The organism is Pseudohaliea rubra DSM 19751, from assembly GCF_000764025.1.
In the GTDB taxonomy this organism is placed as follows: domain Bacteria; phylum Pseudomonadota; class Gammaproteobacteria; order Pseudomonadales; family Halieaceae; genus Pseudohaliea; species Pseudohaliea rubra.
The window spans coordinates 16,461-42,007 of the sequence record NZ_KN234753.1 but is presented as its reverse complement, the minus strand read 5'-3'; the positions used below and the strand labels follow the sequence as shown (position 1 = coordinate 42,007).

Annotated in this window: 24 protein-coding genes; 9 read left to right on the top strand and 15 right to left on the bottom strand. The window is 67.2% G+C overall.

The window, feature by feature from the left end:
* Positions 1-2: 2 nt before the first annotated feature.
* The 3 genes from egtD to HRUBRA_RS05175 form a co-directional block, all read right to left on the bottom strand.
* Entirely contained in the window at positions 3-980 is a 978-nt protein-coding gene (gene egtD, locus HRUBRA_RS05185; protein ID WP_035515137.1) for an L-histidine N(alpha)-methyltransferase, read from the bottom strand.
* Positions 973-2,214, bottom strand: a complete 1,242-nt coding sequence (egtB, locus tag HRUBRA_RS05180; protein ID WP_035515135.1) for an ergothioneine biosynthesis protein EgtB — start codon at positions 2,212-2,214, stop codon at positions 973-975. The genes egtD and egtB overlap by 8 nt, the downstream gene beginning before the upstream one ends.
* Positions 2,215-2,348: 134 nt before the next feature.
* A complete protein-coding gene (locus HRUBRA_RS05175; protein WP_035515134.1) occupies positions 2,349-3,932 on the bottom strand; it encodes a peptide chain release factor 3 in 1,584 nt (527 codons plus the stop codon).
* A gap of 91 nt (positions 3,933-4,023) precedes the next feature.
* On the opposite strand from HRUBRA_RS05175, the gene HRUBRA_RS05170 reads away from it, so the two are divergent.
* The 4 genes from HRUBRA_RS05170 (at position 4,024) to HRUBRA_RS05155 (ending at position 9,404) form a co-directional block, all read left to right on the top strand.
* Positions 4,024-5,316 (top strand): ATP-binding protein, encoded by a 1,293-nt coding sequence (locus HRUBRA_RS05170; protein ID WP_052094413.1) that lies wholly within the window; start codon positions 4,024-4,026, stop codon positions 5,314-5,316.
* Entirely contained in the window at positions 5,313-5,843 is a 531-nt protein-coding gene (locus HRUBRA_RS05165) for a response regulator transcription factor (protein WP_035515133.1), read from the top strand. The genes HRUBRA_RS05170 and HRUBRA_RS05165 overlap by 4 nt, the downstream gene beginning before the upstream one ends.
* Before the next feature lie 90 nt (positions 5,844-5,933).
* Positions 5,934-8,087, top strand: coding sequence for a TonB-dependent receptor (locus tag HRUBRA_RS05160; protein WP_035515131.1), 2,154 nt, complete (start codon positions 5,934-5,936; stop codon positions 8,085-8,087).
* Between the two features lie 9 nt (positions 8,088-8,096).
* A complete protein-coding gene (locus HRUBRA_RS05155; protein WP_084592472.1) occupies positions 8,097-9,404 on the top strand; it encodes a PepSY-associated TM helix domain-containing protein in 1,308 nt (435 codons plus the stop codon).
* On the opposite strand, the gene lipB is transcribed toward HRUBRA_RS05155, so the two are convergent.
* The 11 genes from lipB to HRUBRA_RS05100 all read right to left on the bottom strand — a co-directional run bounded on the left by lipB (position 9,401) and on the right by HRUBRA_RS05100 (position 19,132).
* Complete coding sequence (gene lipB / locus HRUBRA_RS05150) at positions 9,401-10,027, bottom strand: lipoyl(octanoyl) transferase LipB (protein WP_035515129.1); 627 nt, start codon at positions 10,025-10,027, stop codon at positions 9,401-9,403. The genes HRUBRA_RS05155 and lipB overlap by 4 nt on opposite strands.
* Positions 10,024-10,293, bottom strand: coding sequence for a YbeD family protein (locus tag HRUBRA_RS05145; protein WP_201771540.1), 270 nt, complete (start codon positions 10,291-10,293; stop codon positions 10,024-10,026). Before HRUBRA_RS05145 ends, lipB begins: the two co-directional genes overlap by 4 nt.
* A gap of 8 nt (positions 10,294-10,301) precedes the next feature.
* Positions 10,302-11,462, bottom strand: a complete 1,161-nt coding sequence (locus tag HRUBRA_RS05140; RefSeq protein WP_035515127.1) for a D-alanyl-D-alanine carboxypeptidase family protein — start codon at positions 11,460-11,462, stop codon at positions 10,302-10,304.
* Between the two features lie 97 nt (positions 11,463-11,559).
* Positions 11,560-12,330 carry a septal ring lytic transglycosylase RlpA family protein gene (locus HRUBRA_RS05135; protein ID WP_035515125.1) on the bottom strand — a complete coding sequence of 257 codons (771 nt, stop codon included), beginning with the start codon at positions 12,328-12,330 and terminating at the stop codon, positions 11,560-11,562.
* Complete coding sequence (gene mltB, locus HRUBRA_RS05130) at positions 12,327-13,331, bottom strand: lytic murein transglycosylase B (protein ID WP_052094412.1); 1,005 nt, start codon at positions 13,329-13,331, stop codon at positions 12,327-12,329. The genes HRUBRA_RS05135 and mltB overlap by 4 nt, the downstream gene beginning before the upstream one ends.
* Positions 13,332-13,360: 29 nt before the next feature.
* On the bottom strand, positions 13,361-14,500 hold the full coding sequence (rodA, locus tag HRUBRA_RS05125; RefSeq protein WP_035515199.1) for a rod shape-determining protein RodA: 1,140 nt from the start codon (positions 14,498-14,500) through the stop codon (positions 13,361-13,363).
* Positions 14,493-16,346: a penicillin-binding protein 2 gene (gene mrdA / locus HRUBRA_RS05120; RefSeq protein WP_035515123.1), complete on the bottom strand. Its 1,854-nt coding sequence runs from the start codon at positions 16,344-16,346 to the stop codon at positions 14,493-14,495. The genes rodA and mrdA overlap by 8 nt, the downstream gene beginning before the upstream one ends.
* A gap of 27 nt (positions 16,347-16,373) precedes the next feature.
* Positions 16,374-16,844: a 23S rRNA (pseudouridine(1915)-N(3))-methyltransferase RlmH gene (gene rlmH / locus HRUBRA_RS05115; protein WP_035515120.1), complete on the bottom strand. Its 471-nt coding sequence runs from the start codon at positions 16,842-16,844 to the stop codon at positions 16,374-16,376.
* Positions 16,844-17,179 (bottom strand): ribosome silencing factor, encoded by a 336-nt coding sequence (gene rsfS / locus HRUBRA_RS05110; protein WP_035515119.1) that lies wholly within the window; start codon positions 17,177-17,179, stop codon positions 16,844-16,846. The genes rlmH and rsfS overlap by 1 nt, the downstream gene beginning before the upstream one ends.
* 34 nt (positions 17,180-17,213) lie before the next feature.
* Positions 17,214-17,879 (bottom strand): nicotinate-nucleotide adenylyltransferase, encoded by a 666-nt coding sequence (gene nadD / locus HRUBRA_RS05105; RefSeq protein WP_035515117.1) that lies wholly within the window; start codon positions 17,877-17,879, stop codon positions 17,214-17,216.
* Positions 17,876-19,132, bottom strand: a complete 1,257-nt coding sequence (locus HRUBRA_RS05100; protein ID WP_035515115.1) for a glutamate-5-semialdehyde dehydrogenase — start codon at positions 19,130-19,132, stop codon at positions 17,876-17,878. Before HRUBRA_RS05100 ends, nadD begins: the two co-directional genes overlap by 4 nt.
* 144 nt (positions 19,133-19,276) lie before the next feature.
* On the opposite strand from HRUBRA_RS05100, the gene HRUBRA_RS05095 reads away from it, so the two are divergent.
* Together HRUBRA_RS05095 and bfr are read left to right on the top strand one after the other, a co-directional pair.
* On the top strand, positions 19,277-19,486 hold the full coding sequence (locus HRUBRA_RS05095; protein WP_035515113.1) for a bacterioferritin-associated ferredoxin: 210 nt from the start codon (positions 19,277-19,279) through the stop codon (positions 19,484-19,486).
* 99 nt (positions 19,487-19,585) lie between these two features.
* Positions 19,586-20,071: a bacterioferritin gene (bfr, locus tag HRUBRA_RS05090; protein ID WP_035515112.1), complete on the top strand. Its 486-nt coding sequence runs from the start codon at positions 19,586-19,588 to the stop codon at positions 20,069-20,071.
* A gap of 33 nt (positions 20,072-20,104) precedes the next feature.
* Here bfr and grxD read toward each other — a convergent pair whose 3' ends face one another.
* Positions 20,105-20,434 (bottom strand): Grx4 family monothiol glutaredoxin, encoded by a 330-nt coding sequence (grxD, locus tag HRUBRA_RS05085; RefSeq protein WP_035515110.1) that lies wholly within the window; start codon positions 20,432-20,434, stop codon positions 20,105-20,107.
* 244 nt (positions 20,435-20,678) lie between these two features.
* Here grxD and argF point away from each other — a divergent pair, with 244 nt between their 5' ends.
* The 3 genes from argF (at position 20,679) to fadA (ending at position 25,306) form a co-directional block, all read left to right on the top strand.
* Complete coding sequence (gene argF, locus HRUBRA_RS05080) at positions 20,679-21,596, top strand: ornithine carbamoyltransferase (RefSeq protein WP_035515109.1); 918 nt, start codon at positions 20,679-20,681, stop codon at positions 21,594-21,596.
* 358 nt (positions 21,597-21,954) lie between these two features.
* A complete protein-coding gene (fadB, locus tag HRUBRA_RS05075) occupies positions 21,955-24,102 on the top strand; it encodes a fatty acid oxidation complex subunit alpha FadB (protein WP_035515108.1) in 2,148 nt (715 codons plus the stop codon).
* Between the two features lie 28 nt (positions 24,103-24,130).
* Positions 24,131-25,306, top strand: coding sequence for an acetyl-CoA C-acyltransferase FadA (fadA, locus tag HRUBRA_RS05070; RefSeq protein ID WP_144244392.1), 1,176 nt, complete (start codon positions 24,131-24,133; stop codon positions 25,304-25,306).
* Positions 25,307-25,547 lie beyond the last annotated feature (241 nt).

Genomic DNA, 25,547 nt, shown 5'->3' with positions numbered 1-25,547 from the left:
CCTCAGGTGCGCTCCAGATAATGCACGCTGAACAAGCAGTCCGGATCCACCCAGTGCTCGCGCACGGTAAGCCCCGCGGCGGCGGCAAGCTCGGCAAAACCGTCCACCGTGTACTTGTAGGAATTCTCCGTGTGCAGCGTCTCGCCGGCCGTAAAGCGGACGGTTACGGCGCCACAGCGGACAGCCTGCTCGCGGTCGCTGACAAGATGCATCTCGATGCGCTGCCGCTGACGGTCATAAAAGGCGCGGTGGCGGAAGGCGTCGGGGTCGAAGTCCGCATCCAGGAGCCGATTCAGACTGTTGAGAACATTGAGATTGAAGGCAGCGGTGACTCCGGCGCTGTCGTTGTAGGCGCGCTCGAGTACGGCCGCGTCCTTGTGCAGGTCCACGCCCACCAGCGCACCACCGGCCTCGCCGAGCCAGCCGGCGAGGCGGCGCAGGAAATTCCGGGCCGCCGGGGGCTCGAGGTTGCCGATGGTAGAACCGGGGTAAAACACGAGGCGGCGCCCGGCCGGCAGATAATCGTCGAGCTCCGGGGCCGCGTTGAAGTCAGCGCAGATGGCACGCACCGGAAGCCAGGGAAAGGCCCCGGCAAGACGCGAGGCCGCCTCGCGGAGGAAGGTAGCGGAAATATCAAAGGGTACATAAGCCGCCGGGCGCAGCGCATCAAGCAAGAGCTGCACCTTCTCGCAATTGCCGCTGCCGGGCTCGATGAGCACGGCGCGGGTACCGCAGCTGCCGGCGATGGCGCGGGCCTCCCGGCGCAGAATCTCCGTCTCTGTCCGCGTGGGGTAGTACTCCGGCAGGCGGGTGATGTCCTCGAACAGCCGGGAGCCATGAGCGTCGTAGAAATGCTTCGGATCTACGCGCTTCTGGGGCGCCTGCAGCCCGGCCAGGGCCTCGGCGCGGCTGTCCCCGACCGTCGGGTGCAGATCGTGGAAGGCGATGTTCCCCGGCGCGGGGCTGCCCCCCTCAGCCATGGTCCGCGGCCAGGCGGATTCCGCTGAACTGCCAGCGGTCCGCGGGGTAGAAGAAATTACGGTAGCTGTGCCGCAGCTGCCCGGCCGGTGTGACACAGGCGCCGCCCCGCAGCACCCACTGGTTGCACATGAACTTGCCGTTGTACTCGCCGATAGCACCCGCGCCGGCCTTGAACCCGGGGTAGGGGCCGTAGGCGCTTGCAGTCCACTGCCAGCAGGCACCGTAGAACTGGGCCGGACCGGGTACCGCGGGGTGCGGATGAAGGCGACCCGCCTCGACACCCACGGGCCCCGGCGCGAGGGCCGCTGCGCCCGCTTCCCACTCCGTCTCCGTAGGCAGCCGGGCCCCGGCCCAGCGGGCATAGGCATCGGCCTCGTAGCCACTGACATGGATGACCGGCGCCGCGGAATCGCGCTCACGCTGGCCGTAGAGCGTGAATTCCTCCCCGCCCCGCCAGTAGAGCGGCGCGTGCCAGTGCTCACGCTGCACCAGCTCCCAGCCATCGGCCAGCCACAACTCCGGACGCTGGTAGCCGCCGTCGTCGACGAAGGCCTGATACTCGCCGTTGGTAACCGGCCGCGTGGCGAGGCGGAAAGGCTCCAGCCAGCTGCGGTGCCGGGGCAACTCATTATCAAAAGCGAAGCCGTCCCCATCGTGCCCCGTTTCCACCAGCCCGCCCTCAAAGGTCAACCATGCCGGTGCCGGTGCGATCGTGGCAGCCGCCTCAACCGCCGGCGCCTCGGCCAGCGCCGGCGCCAGCGGGTTCGCCGCCAGGGAGTACTTGATGTCCGTGTAGAAGAGCTCCTGGTGTTGCCGCTCGTGCTCGATGCCCAGGCGACAGCGGGCGGCGATCGCCGGATCCGCTGCGGGATCATCAAGGAGCGGCCGCAGTGCCGAATCCACGTGTTCCCGGTAGGCCAGCACCTCGTCGAGCGTGGGGCGGGACAGGAGGCCCCGCTGCGAGCGCGGGTGCTGCTCGCCGACGCCGTTGTAGTAGGAGTTGAAAAGCACTTCGAAGGCCGGATGGAAGACCCGGTAACCCGGGCTGAGGGGGCGAAGGATAAACGTCTCGAAGAACCAGGTCGTGTGCGCGAGGTGCCACTTGGGCGGACTGGCAAAGGCGGCGGCCTGGAGCCCGTAGTCCTCATTCTCGAGGCCCGCACAGGCGTCCACAGAGGCGGCCCGGGTCGCAGCGAAAGCATCGCTGAGGGCGGAGCCGGGCGCTACCGGAATGGCAGAATCGTTCGCTGAACTGATGACGGCGCCTGCTGTTTCCCGCTGCTATGGACTCACCCGGGGGCGACCTCAGCGGTCGCTACCCGGGCCCGTTCCCCGCTAGCATAGCAACTTTCCCCGCTCGCGGCAGGTCAGTGCTCCCGGGTGGCGCGGAACTGGATCTCCGGCCAGCGCTCTTCCATCAGCGACAGATTCACCCGCGTCGGAGCCAGGTAGGTCAGGTAGCCGCCCCCGTCCTCGGAGAGATGCTCGGCGGCTTTCTTGCGGAATTCCTCGAGCTTGCGTGCGTCCTCGCAGTAAACCCAGCGCGCCGTGTAGACGTTCACCGGCTCGTAGAGTGCCTCCACCTTGTACTCATCCTTGAGCCGGTAGGCGACCACGTCGAACTGCAGCTGGCCAACAGCACCGACGATGAGATCGGTAGAAGTCAGCGGCGCAAAGACCTGCGTTGAACCCTCCTCGGAGAGCTGCTGCAGACCCTTGTGCAGCTGTTTGGCTTTCATCGGGTCGCGCAGGCGGATGCGGCGGAACAGCTCCGGCGCAAAGTGCGGGATGCCCGTGAACTGCAGCGTCTCGCCACCGGTGAACGTGTCACCGATCTGGATTGTGCCATGGTTGTGCAGGCCGATGATGTCGCCGGCTACCGCTTCTTCCACCAGCGCGCGCTCCCCCGCCTTGAAGGTCACCGCGTCGGCGATGCGCACGTCCTTGCCGATGCGGACGTGGCGCATTTTCATGCCTTTCTCATAGCGGCCCGCACAGACGCGCAAGAACGCGATGCGGTCCCGGTGCCGCGGATCCATGTTGGCCTGGATCTTGAAGACGAAGCCGCTGAAGGCCGGCTCCGAAGCGGCCACGGTGCGGACGGTGGCCTCCCGATCCAGGGGCGGCGGCGCCCAGGCCACGAAGTCGTCAAGCATCTCGCGGACACCGAAGTTCGCCAGCGCCGTGCCGAAGAACACCGGCGTCAGCCGCCCGGCAAGGAATGCGTCCTTGTCGAATTCATGGCTGGCACCGCGCACCAGCTCGATCTCCTCGCAGAAAGCGTCGTACTCCTCCCCCAGAAGCGCCCGGGCCCGGTCACTGGCCAGGCCCTCGATACGCGTATCCGGGTGCAGCTCGCGGCCGTGGCCCGGCTCAAAGACATGCACCGTGTCCGTGTACAGGTTGTAGACACCGCGAAAGTGAGCGCCCATGCCGATGGGCCAGTTCACCGGCGCGGCGGCGATAGCAAGCACTTCCTCGATCTCGTCGAGCAGCTCGATGGCATCGCGGATATCCCGGTCCAGCTTGTTGACGAAGCTGATGATCGGCGTGTCGCGCAGGCGGCATACGTTCATGAGCTTGATGGTGCGGTCCTCGACGCCCTTGGCGCCGTCGATGACCATGAGTGCCGAGTCCACCGCCGTAAGCGTGCGGTAGGTGTCCTCGGAGAAGTCCTCGTGCCCCGGGGTGTCCAGGAGGTTCACCACACAGTCGCGATAGGGGAACTGCATCACCGAAGAGGTCACGGAAATACCCCGTTCCTGCTCCATGCTCATCCAGTCCGAGGTCGCATGCGGGCCCTTCTTGCCCTTCACCATGCCCGCGGTCTGGATCACGCTGCCGAGGAGCAGCAGTTTCTCGGTCATGGTGGTCTTGCCCGCGTCCGGGTGGGAGATGATGGCGAAGGTGCGGCGCCGGGCGACGGCGTCGTTCGCGGCGGTCTCGGTCATGGGGAGCCTGGCTCACGTTTCTCGGGGGCGCGAGTGTAGCAGAGGGACCGCAGCGGTGCCGCCGGGGTCCTGCGCTGGCTATAATCCCGCCATGCTGAGCCCCCACGCCGATCCCGAGGTCTACCGCGCCTCCCTCGCCAACCTTCGCAGTCTGCTGGCTATCCGCGCCATCGCCCTCCTTGGCCAGGCCGGCGTATTCCTGTGGGTCCTGCTCTGGAGCCACGGGACCCCGAGCCTGGCCGGCTTCGGCATCGGCCTCTCGGGGCTCGCCGTATTCACGCTGGCGACGCTGTGGCGCAGTCGCCAGCCCTGGCCGGTAACGGATTTCGAGTTTTTCGGTCAGCTCCTGGGTGACGTGGGCATCTGGAGCACGCTCATGTACTTCAGCGGCGGCGCCGACAACCCCTTCATTTCCTACTACATCGTCCCGGTCGTGGTCTCCGCAGCAGTACTGCCCTGGCGCTATACCTGGCTCGTGACCGGCGCATCACTGATTGCCTACAGCACCCTGCTCTTTATCTATGTGCCCTTCCCGCTGTTCTCGCCCCACGCCAGTCCGGACCATGGCGCCGGCGGCAACATGCACACGCTCGGCATGTGGTTCAACTTCCTGTTCAGCGCGGGCCTGATCACCTACTTTGTGGTCCGCATGGCGGCCATCCTGCGCGCGCAGGCGGACCGGGACGCCAAGCAGCGCGAAGACCGGCTGCGCAATGACCAGATCATGGCCGTTGCCAGCCTCGCCGCCGGCACCGCCCACGAACTTGCAACGCCCCTTGCCACCATGACCGTTACCGTCGATGAACTCCTCGCAGACCCGGCGCTCACCACCGGCGCCAGGGCCGACTGCGAGGTCCTGCGCGACCAGCTTGCCACCTGCCGCAGCACGCTGCGCGAGCTGTCCAGTACCGCGGAGCTGACCTCGGCCACCCGACCCCGCCGCCAGGCGCTGGACCGCTTCGCCCGGGAGACTCTCGAGCGCTGGGCGGTGCGTCGCCCCACCGTCCGCCACAGCTTCGACACGCAGGGGGGGGCCGCGCCGGCGGTGCTCACGGAGCCCACCCTGGCACAGGCGCTGGAGAACCTGCTCAACAATGCCGCGGACAGCGGTGGGGACAGGGTCGACGTCAGCGCCCACTGGGACGAGCGCGAGGGACGGATCACGGTCCGCGACAACGGGCCCGGCCTCCCCCGGGAGCTCCTTGCGGACCCCGGCAAGCCGGTGCTACTGGCCAGCCCCAGGGGGCTCGGTATCGGTCTCATGCTGAGCCATGCGGCGGTAGAGCGGCACGGCGGCCGCATCGAGCTGCGCAATGTCGAGGGGGGTAGCGAAGCACGCCTGCTGCTGCCGCTGGCCCCGGGCGAGGGAAGGGAACAGCCATGAGCACAGAACGGCTTCTGATCGTGGATGACGATCCGGCTTTCACCCGGGTCCTGGCGCGCAGCCTTGAGCGGCGGGGGTTCAGCGTGCTGGTCTGCAACGATGCGGACGCCGCCCTGGAGCGCTGTGGCAGCTTCGCACCGAGCCACGTGCTGCTGGATCTGAACATGCCCGGCACCTCCGGCCTGGTCGCGCTGCCGGCACTCCTTGCCTGCGCTCCCGGGGCGCGCGTGGTCGTGCTCACGGGTTACTCGAGCATCGCCACCGCCGTGGAGGCAACCAAGAGCGGGGCCACCAACTACCTGTGCAAACCCGCCAGCATCGATGAAATCCTCGCCGCCTTCGGCGAGGCCGAGGCGGAGCCCGCGGCTGTCCCCAGCCAGCCCACTTCCCTGGACCGACTCGAATGGGAACACCTGCAGCGGGTGCTCCGCGACCACGATGGCAACATATCGGCCACCGCCCGCGCCCTCGGCATGCACCGGCGCACGCTGCAGCGCAAGCTGGCGAAGCGACCGGTCAGGCAATGACACCGGCCAACAAAAAGATCGTTTCTCAGGTGTTAACGGGAACCATTCCCGGCTAGAATGCGCGCCTTCCAAGCAGCATGGACGGCAGTAATGGCACGCAAGCACGCTCTTTTCCTTCTCGCCGCGCTTCCCGCCGCACTGGCCTTTGCACAAAGCGAGGCGCCGGTGCTGGAGGAGGTCCTGGTCACCGCCAGCGGCTCCCAGGTCGAACTGCCCCCGGCCTACGCCGGTGGCCAGGTCGCGCGCGGCTGGCGCGCCGGGCTCCTCGGCAACCTCGACTACCTCGAGGCGCCCTTCTCCGCCACGGCCTACACCGAGTCCCTCATCCACGGCCAGCAGGCAGAAAGCGTCGGTGACGTGCTCGAGAACGACCCGATGGTGCGCACCGCCAAGGGCTTCGGGAACTTCCAGGAGGTGTATATCGTCCGCGGTTTCCCGGTATTCTCGGACGACCTCACGCTGAACGGCCTCTATGGCGTGCTGCCCCGGCAGTTCGTGGCCGCAGAGCTGCTGGAGCGGGTGGAAGTCTTTCGTGGAGCCAACGCTTTCCTGAACGGTGCCGCTCCCGGAGGCAGTGCTGTCGGCGGCACCGTTAACCTCGTTCCCAAGCGCGCCCCGGAAGACGGCATCCGCCGCGTCACCCTCGGCTTCACCGGTGAAGACCAACTCGACGCCGCCGTCGACCTCGGCCAGCGCTTTGGCGCGGCGCGGGAATGGGGCGTCCGCGTCAACGCCATGACCCGCGAGGGCGAGGGCGGCATCGATGGCCAGGAAGCGGATCTGTCGGTCTTCTCCATCGGCGCCGACTACGCCGGCGAGCGGCTGCGCTTCAGCGCCGACCTCGGCTACCAGGACAACCGCATCGACGCCCCCCGGCCCCAGGTGACGCCCTTCGGCGCGATCCCTGGCGAACCCGACAGCGCCGACAACTTCGCGCAGCCCTGGACCTTTACCGAGGAAGAACAGTTATTCGGTGTGATCCGCGGTGAATGGCTCGTCTCCGAGCACGTCACGGCCTGGGCAGCGGTCGGCGGCCGTTCCGGCGAGGAAGCCAATGTCCTCGCCAACCCGAACAGCGATGGCGACGGCAACCTCAGCGCCTTCCGCTTCGACAACACCCGGGAAGACACCGTGCTGTCCACAGACCTCGGCATTGCCGCAAACTTCGCCACCGGCGACATTGGTCATCGGCTGGTCCTGTCCGCCTCCGCCGTGGACCTGGAGTCGAAGAACGCTTTCTCCTTCTCGAGCTTTCTCGACACGTTCGCAAGCAACCTCTATAACCCCGTCGCCGTCACGGCGCCGGCGCCGGACTTCTTCACCGGCGGCAACCTCGCGGACCCGCTGACCACCGAGGAAGTACAGAACCGCAGCGTCGCAATCGCCGACACGCTGGCCTTCGCAGGGGGTAGCGTGCTGGTGACAGCCGGCCTGCGCTATCAGGAACTGGAAACACGCAGCTTCGACTTCAACAGCGGTGTGGAGCTGTCGGGCTACGACAGCGACGCCGTCACTCCGGCGGCCGGTGTCGTCTGGCGGGTCACCGAAGAGCTGTCGCTCTACGGCAACTACGCCGAAAGCCTGCAGCCCGGCGCAATCGCCCCGGCATCCAGCGGCGGCACGCCGGTGCTAAATGCCGGCGAGGTACTGGATCCCTTCCGCGGCGAACAGTGGGAGCTGGGGGTCAAGGTAGACCGGGAGCGCTTCGGCTTCACCGCCGGTGTATTTACCTTCACGCGACCCTACGCCATCGTGGCCGGCCAGCTGTTCACGGACGCCGGGGAGCAGCTGAACAGCGGCGCAGAACTCAGCGTTTTCGGGGAGCCCAGCGACGGCCTGCGCCTGGTCGGCGGCCTGACCTGGCTTGATGCAGAGCTTGAAGAAACGGCCGGAGGCCTCAACGAAGGCAACCGACCCATCGGCATCCCCGAGTGGCAGGCGAGCCTGAATGCGGAATGGGACGTACCGGGGCTGACGGGCTTCACCGTTGAAGGGCGTGCCGTGTACAACGGCGAACAGTATGTCGATGAGGCGAACAGCCGGGAACTCGACGCGTGGACCCGCATCGACCTGGGTCTGCGCTACACGCTGCGCCTGGCCGACCGCCCTCTGGACCTCGCGGCCCGGCTACAGAACGCCACCGGCGAGGACTACTGGGCCTCCACGGGTGGTTTCCCCGGGGCCAACTACCTCATCCTGGGTGCACCGCGGACGCTGTTCCTGAGCGCCGCCTACAGCTTCTGAGGAGCGGCCATGAAGCGCAGCACCATCGCTGCCTGGCAAGCGGTGCACAGCTGGACCAGCCTGCTGTGCACCGTGTTCCTGCTCATGCTCTGCCTGACGGGGCTGCCGCTGATCTTCCACGACGAGATCGACGCAGCCCTCAATCCGGGAGCCTGGGCGCCGGCCAACCCAGGTGGCGAACATCTCTCCCTGGACGAGATAGTCACCATAGGGCTCGCCGGGCGTCCCGGTGAGGTGCCCGTTTTTCTGAGCTTCGACGACGACCGGCCCGTCGTGAATCTCACGACGGCACCGAGCGCCGACGCCCCGGGAAGCGCCATGACCATGCTCTCCTACGACCTGACCAGCGGCGACCTTGTCCCCGCCGGCGCGGTCGGCGAAGGTGTCATGCACTTCCTGCTCCAGCTGCACACGGATCTGTTCCTCGGCTTGCCGGGGATGCTGTTCCTCGGCTTCATGGGGCTGCTGTTCGCCCTGTCGCTGATCTCGGGCGCGGTGCTCTACTGGCCCTTCACCCGACGCCTGCGCTTCGGCACGCTGCGTCGGGAACAGTCCCGGCGCGTGCGCTGGCTGGACTGGCACAACCTCCTCGGCATCGCGGCTCTCGGCTGGCTGCTCGTGGTCGGCCTCACGGGGGTGATAAACACCCTGGCCGAACCGATCATCGATACCTGGCGCAACACGGAGCTTGCGGCCCTGACGGAACGCTACGCCAGCGGTGAAGCGCCAGCGCGCGCAAGCTCCCTGGCTGAGGCTGTCGCCCAGGCCGAGCGCACCGCTCCCGGCATGGATCTGCAGTTCGTCGCCTTCCCGGGGAGCGACTGGTCGACAGCCTTTCACTACGCCATCTTCCTGCACGGACGCACACCGCTCACGGAGCAGCTGGCCCGCCCGGTGCTGGTGAGCGCCGTAGACGGAAGCCTCGTCGGCAGCCGGGAAATGCCCTGGTATGTGAAAACCCTGGCCCTGGCGGAGCCGCTGCATTTTGGCGACTACGGCGGCATGCCGCTGAAGCTGGTATGGGCGCTGCTGGACCTGTTCGCCATCGCGATCCTGGTCACGGGGGTTTATCTCTGGGTGATGCGCCGCCGGGGGATAAACGCGCAGGCGGGCGTCGGCAGCGCAGGAACGAGCCGCCGGCTGGCGCCGCAAACGCTCTACCAGGTCTTCCGGGCGCCGACGCTGCTCCTGCTGCTGAGCGGCACCGGCCTTGGCGCCGCGCTGTTCGTCACCGGGGCGCTGGACGCCTGGGCAGCGCTGGCCCTTGCGAGCAGCATCGGCGCGGTAGCCTGGGCGAGCCGATACCGCTCGGTCTAGCCGGCCTCTCCCAGTTCCTCGGCGAGGGCGACGAGCAGCGCCTCACCGACCGCCCCCTCGTCCAGCACCTCTCCCGGCAGCTGCGCTGCCATGGAGGTCACCGCGAGGCCCTCGTAGCCACAGGGATTGATACGCCCGAAGGGCTCAAGATCCATCGTCACATTCAGGGCGAGGCCGTGATAGCTGCAGCCGCGGCGCACCCGCAGCCCGAGGGACGCGATCTTCGCCCCGTCGACGTAGACCCCTGGGCGGACCGGGTCCGCCGCAGCATCGATGCCGGAGGCCGTCAGAACGCGGACGATAGCGCGCTCGATCAGGCTGACCAGCTCGCGCACACCCAGTCCCCGGCGCTTCAGATCCACCAGGAGATAGACCACCCATTGCCCGGGCCCGTGGTAGGTAACCTGGCCGCCGCGGTCCACCTGCACCACCGGGATGTCCCCGGGGGCGAGCACGTGCTCGGCACGCCCCGCCTGCCCCTGGGTGAAGACCCGTGGGTGCTGCAGGAGCCAGAACTCGTCCGGGGTGTCGACACCGCGCTCGTCGGTGAAGCGGCGCATGGCCGCGAGGGTGTCCTGGTAGTCGGCCTCGCCGAGGCGGCGGTAGCGGAGCCCGGCGCTCACAGCACCATCTGCACGTGACCGGTCGCCATGAGATCCTGGTGCAGGGCCCGGAGCTGTTCCGGGCCGGTGGCGGTGATGGTCACAGTCATGGCCAGGAAGGTACCGTTGCGGCTGTCGCGGATACTGATGCCCGCCTGATCGAAGCCCGGCGCGTGGCGCTCGAAGACAGCAACCACGGCATCCTGCATGCCCTCCCGGTTACGGCCGAGCACCTTGATCGGGTACTCGCAGGGAAATTCGATCCTGGGCGGCTCCTGCTCGTTCACGGCTTGGCTCAGGCGCCGAAGAGCCGCGAGAGCCACATCAGGAGGATGTCCCAGAGGCGGGCAAAGAAACCGCCGGGCTCAATGGCCTCGAGCGCGACCACCGGGCCCTGGTAGATCAGCTCACCATCGAGGAGGAGCGTCAGGTCCCCCACGCTGTCGCCCACGGCCAGCGGGGCCACAATGTCGTCCACCAGCGCCACGCGCCGCTCCACCTGCTGGCGCTTGCCCCGAGGCAGCGTGAGCACGATCTCCTCGAGGACCCCGACGGAGACGTAGTCGGCCCGGCCTTTCCAGATCCGCGGCTTGTCCAGTTCCTCACTCGCGTCGAGGAGATGGGCCGTTTCATAGAAGCGGAAGCCGTAGTTGAGCAGGCTGCGCGTTTCGTTCTTGCGCGCCGTGGGGCTGCTGGTCCCCAGAACCACGGAAATGAGCCGCATGTCGCCGCGCAGGGCCGACGCCACCAGGCCATAGCCCGCCTCGCTGGTGTAACCGGTCTTCAAACCGTCAACGGACGGATCTTCCCGCAGCAGCTTGTTGCGGTTGTACTGCCGGATGTCGTTGTAGGTGTAGTCGAGTTCCTGGTAGCGCGAATAATGCTCGGGAAAATTACTGATAATGGCGGCAGAGAGCCTGGCCAGGTCCCGGGCGGTGGTGTAGTGGTTCGGGTCCGGCAGCCCGTGGGAGTTGGTGAAATGGCTGTTGCTGAGGCCCAGACGCTCGGCGTGCTGATTCATAAGCTCGGCAAAGGCATCTTCGCTGCCGGCGATGTGCTCGGCGACGGCCACCGTGGCGTCGTTACCAGAGGCAATAACGATGCCCCGCTCGAGTTCGCCGATGGTCACGTCCTTGCCGGGCTCGATCCACATCAGAGAGGAGCCGTTGAACACCGGGTTCTGCGACCAGGCATTCTCGCTCACCACCGTACGCTCTTCCCGGGTCAGGCGCCCCTCGGCGATCTCATTCGCCAGCACGTAGCTGGTCATGAGCTTGGTCAGGCTCGCCGGTGGCAGCGGCTGGTCGGGGTTGCCGCGGGCAATAACGAAGCCGGTGGCGGCGTCGATAAGGATATAGGCTTCTGCGGCGACCTGCGGGGGTGCCGGCACAATGCTCTGGGCCTGGCCCTGCACGGCCAGCAGCAGACCGAGAATGGCGAAGGCGAGTCGACGCATGAAGGGCAGTCTCCCGATGGCTAGGAGCGCGGGATGTTACCGCATGCCCCGGGTCAGCGAAAGGAAGGTCGTCCTCGCCCGGCGGAAGGCGCTGCGCTCAAGGCAGGGCCTGGCCGGGCTCCAGGCCACCGGCGCGAAGGGCAGCGCGCACCGCCTCCAGGTGGGCCTCATCGCGAACCGGCCCCACGCGGACCCGACTGAGGGCGCGGCCATGCACCTCGACGGGGGTCACCGTGACCGGCGCATCGACCAGCGTCGCCACCCGGTCACGCAGGCTCTGCGCCGTGGCGGCGCTGTCGAAGGCGCCGAGCTGCAGGTAGCGATAAACGCCGGCCTCGCTCCTGCGCCGGTCATCGACGCCGGCAACGGTCAGGGCCTCCAGCTGCACCCGCGCCGTGCCGGCCTCGGCGAAGCCCAGGCGCACGGCCGCGCCGTAGCTGAGGTCGATCACCCGCTCCGGATGGAAGGGGCCGCGATCGTTCACCCGCACTACCATGGACCGGCCATTGCTCAGGCTGGTCACCCGTACATAGGAGGGAATCGGCAGCGTGCGGTGGGCCGCGGTCGGCCCGTAGAGATCATAAGGCTCCCCGTTGGCAGTCTTGCGGCCGTGAAACCGCGTGCCGTACCAGGAGGCGATGCCCTCGGCCCGGTAGCCCTCCGCGCTAGGAAGCACCCGGTAGGTCTCACCGGCCACTTCGTAGGGGCTGCTGTTCCCGGCGCGCAGAATGGGCTCGGCGCGAGGCACGGAATCAGGCACCTCGTGGGCGGCGATCGCCTTGAGCGGCGGGCCATCGGGCGGCTCCGGAGCGCTGCAGGCGCTCAGGCCGATGAGCAGCAGACAGCCCAGGCTCCAGGGTGGGCTCACGCGTCAGCCACCGCCGCCAGGCGCTCGCTGAGCTGGTACACGGCCATGGCGTAGAGCGCACTGTGGTTATAGCGGGTGATGACATAGAAATTCGGCAGCCCCAGCCAGTACTCCGGCCCAGCCTCGCCCCGCAGCGCAAGGGCCAGGGCCGGTGCGTCCGCCGGCAGCTCGCGGGCGGGCACCAAGCCCCCGGCGCGCAGCTCAGCCACGGTGCGTTCCGGTTTTAGACCGGCGTCGAACCAGTCGTCAGGCACCGGCGCGGCCAGGCTCGCGGGCGCTGCCACGGGCTCCCCGGGGCGCCAGCCGTGGCGGGCGAGATAGTTGGCGACACTGCCGATGGCATCGGCAGGGTTGTTCCAGATATCGGCAAGCCCGTCACCGTCGAAATCGACAGCGTAGCTGCGGTAGCTGCTGGGCATGAACTGGCCGTAGCCCATGGCGCCGGCATAGGAGCCCTTCAGGCTGCTCGGGTCAAGGCCCTGCTCCCGGGCGAGGATGAGAAAGTGTCGCAGCTCCCGGCGGAAAAAGGGCGAACGCGGCGGATAGTCGAAGGCCAGGGTCGACAGCGCATCCAGCACTGCGTAGCGACCGGTGATGCGGCCGTAATAGGTCTCGACACCCAGCACTGCGGCGATCACCGCCGCGGGCACGCCGCTGTCGGCCTCGGCAGCAGCCAGCGTCTCGCGGTGTTCGGCGAGAAAGGCGATTCCCTCGTCGATACGCCGGTCGGTGAGGAAGATAGCCCGGTACTCATGCCAGGGCTTGGTCTTCTCTGCCGGGCGGGCGATAGCCTCGAGAATGCTCTCCTGGCGCTCCGCCCGGGCGAACAGCGCCTCGAGGCTGTCTCGCTCGAAACCATCGTCGGCCACAAGCTCGTCGATAAACGCCGTCGCGCCAGGATGATCGTCGTAGTGCTCGGCACAGGCCGGCAGAGCAAGGCAGAGCCCGGCGAGCAGCGCCAGGCGCTGCAGGGATCGGGGAACGGAACAAGTTGGCAACATCGAACTCCCTCGCTGGCCGGAATGGCGGCTCATTGTCCGATGACCCGCTGCTCCGAAGCGACTGCCATGAGCAGGCCGAAGCCCGCCAGGAGCGTCACCACGGAGGTGCCGCCGGCGCTTACCAGGGGCAGCGGGACACCAACCACAGGCAGAAGCCCGGACACCATGCCCATGTTAACAAAGATATACACGAAGAAAGTCAGCGTCAGACTCCCCGCGAGGATGCGACCGTAGGTGCTCTGGGCGTTGAGGCCGATCCAGAACCCGCGCAGGAGAATAAGCAGGTAAAGCGCCAGCAGCAGCACAACACCGCGCAGCCCGAACTCCTCGCCGAGGACGGCAATGATGAAGTCCGTGTGACTCTCCGGGAGGAAGTCGAGGTGCGACTGCGTGCCGTCGAGCCAGCCTTTGCCAGACCAGCCGCCGGAACCGATGGCGGTCTTGGACTGGATAATATTCCAACCGGCGCCAAGCTTGTCGCTCTCGGGGTTGAGTAGCGTGAGGATGCGCTGGCGCTGGTAATCCTTGAGCACAAAAGCCCACATGGGCCAGGCGGATGCCAGGGCGAGGATCAGAGCCCCGATGATATAGCGCCAGCCCATGCCGGCCATGAACACCACAAAGAGACCGCTCGCGGCGATAAGCAGCGCGGTGCCAAGATCCGGCTGCTGCAGGATAAGCAAGGCCGGCAGCAGAATGAGCCCGAAGCAGGCGAGAAGATCGGGCAGCCGCGGCGGCAGCACACGATCGGCGAGGTACCAGGCCACGGTCATGGGCACCAGCAGCTTCATGATCTCTGAGGGCTGGAAGCGGAAACCACCCAGGTCCAGCCAGCGCTGGGCACCTTTGGCTCCGACGCCAAAGAACATCACGCCGACGAGCAGCAGCACCCCCCCAAGGTAGCCCCAGGGCGACCAGCGCTGATAGCGCACCAGGGGGAAATAGGCTGCGGCGAGCAGCACCAGGTAACCGACAACAAAATAACGCCCCTGGCGTATCACCGCGCCCAGATCGCCGTCGGCAGCGCTGTACAGCACCACCAGGCCGTAGGCGGTGAGTGCCAGCAGCAGGAGCAGCAGCGGCAGGTCCAGGCGCAGGCGCACAGCCGTCCGCGAGCCGCGGCGCAGACCCGCATCGTGTTCCGGCAGCTGGCGCACATAATCAACCACCGGCAAGCGCCTCTCCGCGCAGTAGCCAGGCATCGATCACCGCCCGGGCGATCGGTGAGGCCGCGGTGCTGCCACCTCCGTTTTCGACGATCACCGCCACGGCGATCGTGGGCGCCTCCAGCGGCGCAAAGGCGACAAACAGCCCGTGGTTGCGGTGCCGCTCGGCGATCTCATCCTCGTCGTAGACCTCGCCCTGGGCAATGCCGATGACCTGCGCCGTGCCGGTCTTCCCGGCCATGGTGTAGGGAAGACCGCGGGCAATGAGCTTCGCCGTCCCCCGCTCTCCGTGAACAACGGCGCGCATACCCTCGTGGATCGCATCCCAGGTTTCCGGCGCCGCCTCGATCACCCGGGCTGGCGCGGGGGGGACTGCCCGACCACCGATACGACGCACCAGCTGCGGCACGCGGAAGACTCCCCGGTTGGCGACGGCCGCGGTAGCAGCCGCCAGCTGCACCGGCGTGGCCAGCATATAGCCCTGGCCAATGCCCACGCTGAGGGTCTCGCCCGGGTACCAGGGCTGGCCGAGGGTCCTGCGCTTCCAGTCGCTGGAGGGCAGCACCCCGGGACGTTCGTTGGTGGTATCGATACCCGTATGGCTGCCGAGGCCGAAGGGCGCGAGGTAGTCGGCCATGCGATCCACGGTCAGGCGCCGGGCGAGGTCGTAAAAATAAACATCACAGGATTCTGCCAGGGCCATCTGCAGGTCTACCTCCGGGGCGTGGCCGGTGCCGCGGATCCGCAGGATCCAGTCGCGATAACGCCGCGTGTCGCCCGGGAGCCGGTACCAGCCCGGGTCTGGCACCATGGTCTCCGGCGTCACCAGCCCCGCCTCGAGCCCCGCCAGCGCCATCAGCGGCTTTACCGTAGAACCCGGCGGGTACTGCCCCTGCACAGCGCGATTGAAGAGGGGGACATCCGGCGAGTCGCGCAGGGCGCTGTACTCGCGGCTGCTGATGCCGTTGACGAACAGGTTGCCGTCGAAGACCGGCGTGGAGACAAGCGCCAGGACACCGCCGGTCTCCGGGTCCATGGCAACCACCGCGCCGCGCTGGTCGCCGAGGGCGGTCGTCGCCACGCGCTGCAGCGTACTGTCGAGGTGCAGCCCAAGGTCCTCACCGGGCTCGGGATCAAAACGGTCCAGGACCCGCAGCACCCGGCCGTGAGCGTTGCTCTCGACGTTCTGGTAACCCACCTCGCCGTGGAGCGTCTCCTCGTAGCGACGCTCGATGCCGGTTTTGCCGATATGGAAGGTACCGCGGTAGTCCGAGGCGTCCAGCCGTGCCGCCTCGCGCTCATTAATGCGCCCCACGTAGCCGATCGCATGCGTAAAGAGCTCGCCCTGCGGGTAATGGCGCATGAGCTGTGCATCCACCACCACGCCCGGAAGGCGGTGACGATTCACGGCCAGCCGGGCGCGCTCCTCCTCAGTCAGCCGGAAACGCAGGGGGACCGGTTCGTAGGGCCGGCGCTGGTCGAGGCGCCGGCGGAAGGCCTCGAGATCGTCCTCATCCACAAACACCAGTTCCCCGAGCGCTGTCAGCGTGCCATCGAGATCCGGCACCTGCTCGCGCACGAGGGAGAGGATATGGCTGGGCCGATTCGCGGCCAGCAAGGCGCCATGGCGGTCGTAGATAAGACCCCGCTTCGGCGGCAGCGCCTGCAGCTGCACGCGGTTGCGCTCCGACTGCGTGCGATAGGTCTCGTAACCGGTAACCTGCAGGTTGAAGTAGCGAAGGAAAATGAGAAACAGAGCCCCGAGCACGACGAGGATGGCGACCGCCGTGCGACCGCCATAGCTGCGCAGTTCCCGCCGCGTATCCTTTAGAGTGATGAGCTGCGCCATGAGCCGTTATCGCATCCCGGCGGGCAATCAGCCGCGATGATAGGGGTGGTTGGTGAGAATTGTCCAAGCCCGATAGAGCTGCTCCACGAGAACGATGCGGACCAGCGGATGAGGCAGCGTCAGCCGGCCCAGAGACCAGCTTCGCTCGGCTCGCTCGCGGCAGGCCGGGGAAAGACCGTCGGGGCCGCCCACAAGAAAGGCCACGGGGCGTCCGTCCATCTGCCAGTCCGCAAGGTGCCGGGCAAGATCCACCGTCTGCCAGGGTTCACCGGCCGGGTCCAGGGCGATAACCCGGTCGCCGTGGCCGACGCCCTTGAGCATGCGTTCACCCTCGCGCTCGGCAAGGATGGCCGCCCTGCCGTCGGCTCCCCGTCGGGCCAGGGGCACGTCGCGCCAGACGAGTTTCAACTCCCGGGGGAGTCGGCGTTCGTAGTCGGCACTGCCCTCCGCCACCCAGCGCGGCAGCTTGCCCGCCACCGCGTGCACCGTGAGGCGCATCAGCCCGGCCGGTCAGGGACCGCCCAGAGCCTCTCGAGATCGTAGAAGTCCCGGGTCGCGGGCAGCATGACGTGGACCACCACGTCACCGAGGTCCACCAGTACCCACTCACCGGCATCCTGGCCTTCCACCCCGAGGGGGCGGAGATCGGCTGCCTTGGCCTTCTCGATGACGCTGTCAGAGAGGGACTTGACGTGACGGTTGGAGGTACCGCTGGCCACCACAAGGAAATCAGTGACGTCGGTGCGGTCACGTACGTCAAGGCTGATCACGTTCACGCCCTTGAGGTCTTCAAGGGCAGCAAGGGCGAGGTCGCGGAGTTCCTCGGCGGTCACGGTGTGCGCGGGCCGCTGCTTGCGGCCGGAGTATTCACTGCTGACAATCGTTAGCTTCCTGTCGATAAAGCGCATGGCGTTCGAGATAGGCTAGCACCGGATCCGGGACCAGGTAGCGCGCCGACCGTCCCGATTGTACCAGCCCCCGGATTTCCGTGGCGGAAATAGGCAGCGGCCGCAGCTGAAGTAGATGGACGCCCCCGGCGGGCTTCTCCCGCAGCGCCGCGACCCCGACCCGGTGCCGCTCCAGCCAGGCGGCCACGACGTCCCCGGCGGGCAGCGCTGCCGCGGGACGGGCCAGAGCAACAATATGGCAATGCGCCAGGAGCTCTTCCCAGCGGTGCCAACCCGCAAGCCCGGCGAGGGCGTCGCTGCCCATTACCAGCAGCAGCGGGCGATGAGCGCCCAGCTCCGCACGCAGGGACAGGAGACTGTCGATGGTGTAGGAGGGGCCGTCGCGCGCAAGTTCCCGGCGATCACAGGTCAGCCGGGGCGCCCCGGCGATCGCCAGCTCCACGAGGCGGGCGCGCGTCGCCGCGTCCACCCCCGGGGCCTCGCGGTGCGGCGGCAGCGCGCAGGGCATGAACCGCAGCTCCTCGAGATCGAGACGCTCGACCAGCTCCACGGCCGAGCGCAGGTGTCCCAGGTGCACGGGGTTGAAGGTGCCGCCGAAAACGGCAACCGGACCGGCACTGGTCAAGAGCGCAGGTGCCCTTCACCGAGTACGATCCACTTCTGCGAGGTGAGACCCTCGAGGCCGACGGGACCGCGGGCGTGGAGCTTGTCCGTGGAAATGCCGATTTCCGCGCCGAGGCCGTATTCGTGACCGTCGGCGAAGCGCGTGGAGGCGTTGACCATTACCGAGCTCGCATCGACCTCGCGCAGGAAGCGCATGGCCCGGCCGTGGTCCGCCGTGACGATGGCCTCGGTATGACCCGAACCGTAGCGTGCAATGTGCGCCAGGGCGCCCTCGTAGTCGTCGACGACCCGCACGGCCAGCACCGGCGCCAGGTATTCCTCGCTCCAGTCCGCCTCCGTGGCCGGGCGGATGCCGGGTAGCAGCGCGCAGCTGCGTTTGCAGCCGCGCAGTTCGACGCCTGCTTCCCGGTAAGCCTCGCCGAGGCCCGGCAGCACACTGTCAGCGACGGCGGCATCCACCAGCAGCGTTTCCATGGTGTTGCAGGTGCCATAGCGCTGGGTTTTGGCGTTGACGGCAATGGCGTGGGCCATGGCCAGGTCAGCAGCGGCGTCGATATAGACATGGCAGACACCGTGAAGATGCTTGAGTACCGGCACCCGGGCGTCCGCCAGCACGCGTTCGATAAGGCCCTTGCCGCCGCGCGGCACCACCACGTCCACATAGCCTTCCATGCGCACCAGAGCGGAAACGGCAGCCCGATCCGCCGTGTCCACCACCTGTACCGTGCCCGCGGGGAGAGCCATGGCACGCAGGCCCTCGGCAATGGCGCCGGCGATGGCGGTGTTGGAGGCCAGCGCTTCCGAGCCACCGCGGAGGATCGACGCATTGCCTGCCTTCAGGCAGAGCGCAGCGGCATCCACGGTCACATTGGGCCGGGATTCATAAATGATGCCGATCACACCGAGGGGGACGCGCATGCGTCCGACACGGATACCGGAGGGCCGGCTGGCCAGGTCGCTGATCGCGCCCACCGGGTCCGGAAGCGCAGCCACCTCCCCCAGCCCCGCGAGCATCGCATCGATGCGCGCCGGGGTGAGCTCCAGGCGGTCGAGGAGTGCCGGGTCAAGGCCCCGCTCCCGACCGCGGGCGAGGTCCTCTGCGTTCGCCACAGCGATACGCTCGCGGGCCCCGTCCAGGGCCCCGGCAATGGCGTGCAGTGCGCCGTTGCGCTCCGCGGTAGTCGATGCGGCGAGGCGGCGGGAAGCGGTACGCGCCGCCCGGCCGAGCTCCTGCATGTAGCTGTCGAGAGTCATGGCGCCAACCCGTCATGCTGGGCGCGGCAGTATAACCGAGCCGGCCGGTCGCCGGCGCCCCCGGCATCAAAGGACAGGTCGAGATAACATTTGACAATAATTCTCATTAGCACTATTTTTCCTACAGGCACCAGGGAATCGCACATGTTCGTCTGTCTCTGCAACGGCATCACCGAAAGCCAGATCCGCGCCGCGGCGTCTACCGGCATCTCAACGCTCGAGGAGCTTACAGAGCACCTCGGCGTCGCCAGCCAATGCGGCCAGTGCGGCGCCATGGCACAGGCCGTGCTGGAGGAAGGCGGTGGCATGGCCATACCCGAAGATCGCTTCTACGCGGCGGTGCGTCCGGCCTGACCGTCCCGCGCCACTGGCACCGGGCACAACCTCCCCTTACACTGACGTTTCGACTTCCGCCCGCCTCGGTGGGAGACCGCCAGTACAGGAGTGACAAGCATGAAGGGCGACCCCAAGGTCATCGAACACCTCAACCGCATTCTCGGCAACGAGCTGGTAGCTATCAACCAGTATTTCCTCCACGCCAAGATGTACAAGGACTGGGGCCTCACCGAGCTCGCCGAGCACGAATACCACGAGTCCATCGACGAAATGAAACATGCCGATTCCCTGGTAGAGCGCATTCTCTTCCTGGAAGGGCTGCCTAACCTGCAGGACCTCGGCAAGCTGCTGATCGGTGAGGACACAAAGGACATGCTCGAGTGCGATCTGAAACTCGAGCACATTGCCCACAAGGATCTGAAAGACGCAGTGGCCTACTGCGAGAGTGTCGGCGATTACGCCTCCCGAGACCTCGTGGCGAGCATCCTTGAGTCCGAAGAGGAACACATCGACTGGCTGGAGACGCAGCTCGGCCTCATCGAACGTCTCGGCCTGCAGAACTACCTGCAGACCGCCACACGCACCGTCAAGCCGGAGGCCTGAGGGCCCCCGGCAGGCCCTGCGGTCGGGGGCGGCTCAGGAGACAGCTTCGTCCCCTGCCGCTTCCTTGATGAGGGTGGCGAGTTCGCCGCTCTCGTGCATCTCACTGACAATATCGCAACCGCCGATGAGCTCGCCCTTCACCCAGAGCTGAGGAAACGTGGGCCAGTTGCCGTACTGGGGCAGATTGGCGCGGACATCCGGGTTGGACAGCACGTCCACATAGGCAAAGCGCTCGCCACAGGCCATGAGGGCCTGCACCGTGCGCGCCGAGAAACCACACTGCGGTTGATTAGGCGAGCCCTTCATATACAGCAGGATCGTGTTCTTTTCGATCTGCTCCCGGATTTGCTCCATGATATCCATCGTCGCTTCCTTGTTGAGTCCTGGCTTACGTGAGTTCTCGGTTGAGCCCCGGCGGATGTCCGCGGCTCGCGGCTCCGTCGCGTATACCTGCGCATTTTAGTCGGTTATTCGGCAAAAGTCGCGGGTCCGCCGGCACGATCTGCAATTTGCCTGCGTCCCGCCCAGCGGCTATGCTCGCCCGTTTTTCCGCGCAGGTCCGCGCAGGCCTCAGCGCGCGGGGCATAGACCGCCCAGAGGAACCACGATGGCACCGCGGCACTTTCTGACCCTTCTGGACTTCTCTCCCGCCGAGCTCGACGCGCTCCTCGACCGCGCCAGCGAGCTGAAGCGCGGCCATCGCGCCGGCGAGGACCAGCGCCGCTTTCCCGGTAAGGTCCTGGGCATGGTCTTCGCCAAGTCATCGACCCGCACCCGGGTCTCCTTTGAGGCCGGCATGGCCCAGCTCGGCGGCCACGCCATGTTTCTCTCACCGAATGATACGCAGCTCGGCCGCGGCGAGCCGATCGAGGACTCGGCCCGGGTGATCTCCTCCATGGTCGACGTTGTGATGATCCGCACCTTCGGCCACGATATCGTCGAGCGCTTCGCCGTGTCCTCGAGCGTACCGGTGATCAACGCACTCACGGACAGCTTCCACCCCTGCCAGCTTCTCGCCGACATGCAGACCTACCGGGAGCACCGTGGCTCCATTGCCGGGCGAACCGTATGCTGGGTCGGCGACGGTAACAACATGTGTCAGTCCTATATCAACGCCGCGCGGCAATTCGATTTTGAGCTGCGCATCGCCTGCCCGCCCGGCTTCGAACCGGACGCGGCGCTGCTCGCGGCCAATGGCGACCGGGTCAGCGTCGGCCACGACCCGGCCGCCGCCGCCACCGGCGCTGACCTGCTGGTGACTGATGTCTGGGCGTCCATGGGTCAGGAAGCGGAACAGCAGGACCGCGCGAAGGCCTTTGCGCCCTTCCAGCTCAACGCCGAGCTCCTCACCCGCGCCGCCCCCGGGGCGCTTTATATGCACTGTCTGCCCGCCCACCGCGGCGAGGAGATCAGCGCCGGGTTGATGGATGCGCCGGACAGCGTAATCTGGGAGGAAGCGGAAAACCGCCTGCACGCCCAGAAGGCCCTCCTTGAAGCGCTCCTCGACAGCGCGGCAAACGCCTGACAGGCCCGCACGCTCCACTGATCACCTTCGTAAGCACCGCCGGACCGGCCTCTGCCGCTGGCGGCCCCCCTCAAGCCCGGCCCCGACATCTTCCTGCGCCTGCGCGAGCACCGCAGGACCGCCATCGCCGCCTGACGTTTCGCACCGAAAACAGCGCCTTATTGCCAGGATCACGGGGTGAGGGCGGGAGTCTTCTCTCATGGGGGAGCCGTCCAGCAGCCGTCCCGGAGAACTGCGATACGCAAAAGGGCACATATTTACACTGCAAACATTCACAGGACCGGGAGCGGGCGCTACACTGTAGAGCCCCCGCCGGCCCAGCGCCGGTATCCATTGCCTACAGCAACAGGACCTCACCATGATCTACCAGAGTGACGCGCTTTCCGTGGCTCGCCTCGATGGCGACTTCGCCGAGTTGCGCTTCGATCTCGCCGGCGAATCGGTCAACAAGTTCAATCAGGCCACCGTCGTCGATCTCACCGCCGCCCTCGATGCCCTCGAGGCCGAGCAGGGCCTGCGCGGGCTGCTGGTGACCTCGGGCAAGCCGGTGTTCATCGTCGGCGCCGACATCACCGAGTTCACGGAGCTGTTCGGCGCCGGCGCCGACGACATCGCCGGCTTCACCGGCGCCAACAATGCCAACTTCAACCGCCTCCAGGCCCTGCCCTTCCCGAGCGTGGTCGCCATCAACGGCTACGCCATGGGCGGCGGCCTCGAGGTCTGCCTGGCCTGTGACTTCCGGGTCATGGCCAGCGCCGCGAAGGTGGGCCTGCCGGAAACGAAGCTCGGCATCCTCCCGGGCTGGGGCGGCACCGCGCGCCTGCCGCGGATCATTGGCGTGGACGAAGCGGTGACCTGGATCACCACCGGTGCGGAGCAGCGCGCCGACGCCGCCCTCAAGGCCGGTGCGGTGGATGCGGTGGTGGAAGCGGAGGCTCTGCGCGATGCCGCGCTGCAGATGCTCGGCGATGCCGCTGACGGCAGCCTCGACTACGCCGAACGTCGCGCCGCCAAGGAAAGCCCCCTGCCCATGAACGACACGGAGGCCATGATGGCCTTCTTCACCATGAAGGCCATGGTCGGGCAGCAGGCCGGTAAAAATTACCCGGCTCCCATGAAAGTCGTTGAAGTGATCGAGGAAGCCCGCGGCATGGGCCTCGAAGACGCTCTCGCGGTCGAAGCCCGGGGCTTCGCCGAACTCGCCACCACGCCGCAGGCGGCCGCGCTGGTCGGTATCTTCCTCGGCGACCAGTACCTCTCCAAGCAGGCCAGGGGCTGGGAGAAGCAGGCGGACAGGAAGATCGGGCGTGCGGCCGTCCTCGGCGCCGGCATCATGGGCGGCGGCATTGCCTACCAGTCCGCCTACAAGGGCATCCCCATCAAGATGAAGGATATCGCCCAGGAAGGCCTGGACCTCGGCCTGTCCGAGGCCGGCAAACTGCTGTCGAAGCGCGTCGCGCGCGGCCGCATGACGCCCGAGAAAATGGGCGAGGTGCTCAGCAGCATCGACCCGATGCTCAGCTACGAGGGCTTCGACCAGGTCGACATCGTGGTCGAGGCCGTGGTCGAGAACCCGAAGGTAAAGCACGCGGTCCTCGCCGAGACGGAAAAGCAGATCACAGACGACACGATCCTCGCCTCCAACACCTCGACCATCTCCATCAGCTACCTCGCCGAGGCGCTTGCGCGGCCGCAGAACTTCTGCGGCATGCACTTTTTCAACCCGGTACACGCCATGCCGCTGGTGGAGGTGATCCGCGGCGAGAAAAGCTCGGACGCCGCCATCGCCCGCACCGTGGCCTACGCCAACCGCATGGGCAAGAAACCCGTGGTGGTGAAAGACTGCCCCGGCTTCCTGGTGAACCGGGTGCTGTTCCCGTATTTTGACGGCTTCTCGAAGCTGCTCCGCGACGGCGCCGACTTCCAGGCCGTCGACAAGGTCATGGAGAAGTGGGGCTGGCCCATGGGCCCGGCCTACCTCACGGACGTAGTCGGCATCGATACCGGCGTACACGCCGCCGGCGTCATGGCCGAGGGTTTCCCGGACCGCATGAAGCTGGACTTCAAGACCGCGACGGAAGTCATGTTCGAGAACGACCGCCTCGGCCAGAAGAACGGCAAGGGCTTCTACGACTACATACCCGACAAGCGCGGCAAGCCGAAGAAGACGCCCTCCGACACCGCCTATGAGCTGATTGCCCCGGTCTGCGGCGAGCGCCGCGAGTTCGAGCGCGACGACATCATCGCCCGCATGATGCTGCCCATGGCCACAGAGCTTGCCCGCTGCCTCGAGGAGAACATCGTTGGCAGCGCCGCCGAGGCGGACATGGCCCTGGTCTACGGCATCGGTTTCCCGCCCTTCCGCGGCGGCGTCTTCCGCTGGCTGGACACCGTCGGCCTGCCCTGGCTGGCAGAGCAATCGGAGAAGTTCGCGGACCTCGGCAAGGGCTACGAGCTCACCGAGGGCATGAAAGCCAAACTCGCCGCGGGCGAGACCTATTACTGAGCGCCGGTTCGCGTAAAGGAGAATGACTGTGAAAGCCAACCCGAGAGACGCCGTCATCGTCGACTTCGCCCGCAGCGCCATGGGCCGGTCAAAGAACGGCTGCTTCCGCAACGTCCGCGCGGACGACCTGTCCGTCGCGGTGATCAAGGGCCTGCTGGCCCGCAACGACAAGCTCGACTCGGCGGAGATCGACGACCTCATCTGGGGCTGTGTGCTGCAGCGGGGCGAGCAGGGCATGAACCTCGCGCGCAATATCGTGCTGCGGGCCCAGCTGCCGTTCACCGTGCCCGCGCAGACGGTGAATCGCCTCTGCGGTTCCTCCATGTCTGCCCTGCACACAGCGGCGGCCAGCATCATGGCCGGCATCGGTGACGTTTACCTCGTCGGCGGCGTGGAGCACCTCGGCCACCTGCCGATGATGGACGACGTGGACATCAATCCCCGCCTCGGTCTCAACGTGGCCAAAGCGGCAGGCATGATGGGCATGACCGCCGAGTACCTCGGCCTCATGCACGGCATCAGCCGCGAGGCTCAGGACAAGCTCGGCCTGCGCTCCCACCAGCTCGCCCACAAGGCGACAGAGGACGGCAAGTTCGACCGGGAAATCATCCCCGTCGAGGGCCACGACGAGCAGGGCGCCCTGGTCTCTGTCACCCGGGACGAGACCATCCGGCCCGAAACCACCCTTGAGGGCCTGGCCCAGCTGCCGCCGGCCTTCAACCCCCAGGGCGGCACGGTGACCGCAGGCACCTCCTCGCAGATCTCCGACGGCGCCTCGGCCATGCTGGTGCTCTCGGCTGAGAAGGCCGAGGCCCTGGACCTTGCGCCGATCGCCCGCATCCGCGCCATGACCGTCGCCGGCGTGGACCCGTCGATCATGGGCTACGGCCCCGTGCCGTCGACGAAGAAGGCCCTGAAGCAGCTGGGCCTGTCCATCGACGACATCGACATGGTCGAGCTCAACGAGGCCTTCGCGGCGCAGGCCCTGCCGGTGCTCAAGGACCTCGGGCTGCTGGACAGCATGGAGGAGAAGGTCAACGTCCACGGCGGCGCCATCGCCCTGGGCCATCCCTTCGGCTGCTCCGGTACGCGGATCACCGGCTCCCTGCTGAACGTGATGCAGGACCGGGACCTGACCTGGGGCATCTCCACGATGTGCATCGGCCTCGGCCAGGGCATCACCACCGTCGTCGAGCGGATCTGACCCGCCGCGACCCCGGCCGAAGGCCGGCCACAAGGCCGGCTCACGCCGGCGGTCGGCACGAGTCGTGCCTCCTACAAAGGGCTCCCGCCTTCTGTAGGAGCGGCGACCCGCCGCGACTCCGTCCGCAAGGCGGGCCTGCTCCGGCGGTCGGCACGAGTCGTGCCTCCTACAAAGGGCTCCCACCTTCTGTAGGAGCGGCGACCCGCCGCGACTCCGTCCGCAAGGCGGGCCTGCGCCGGCG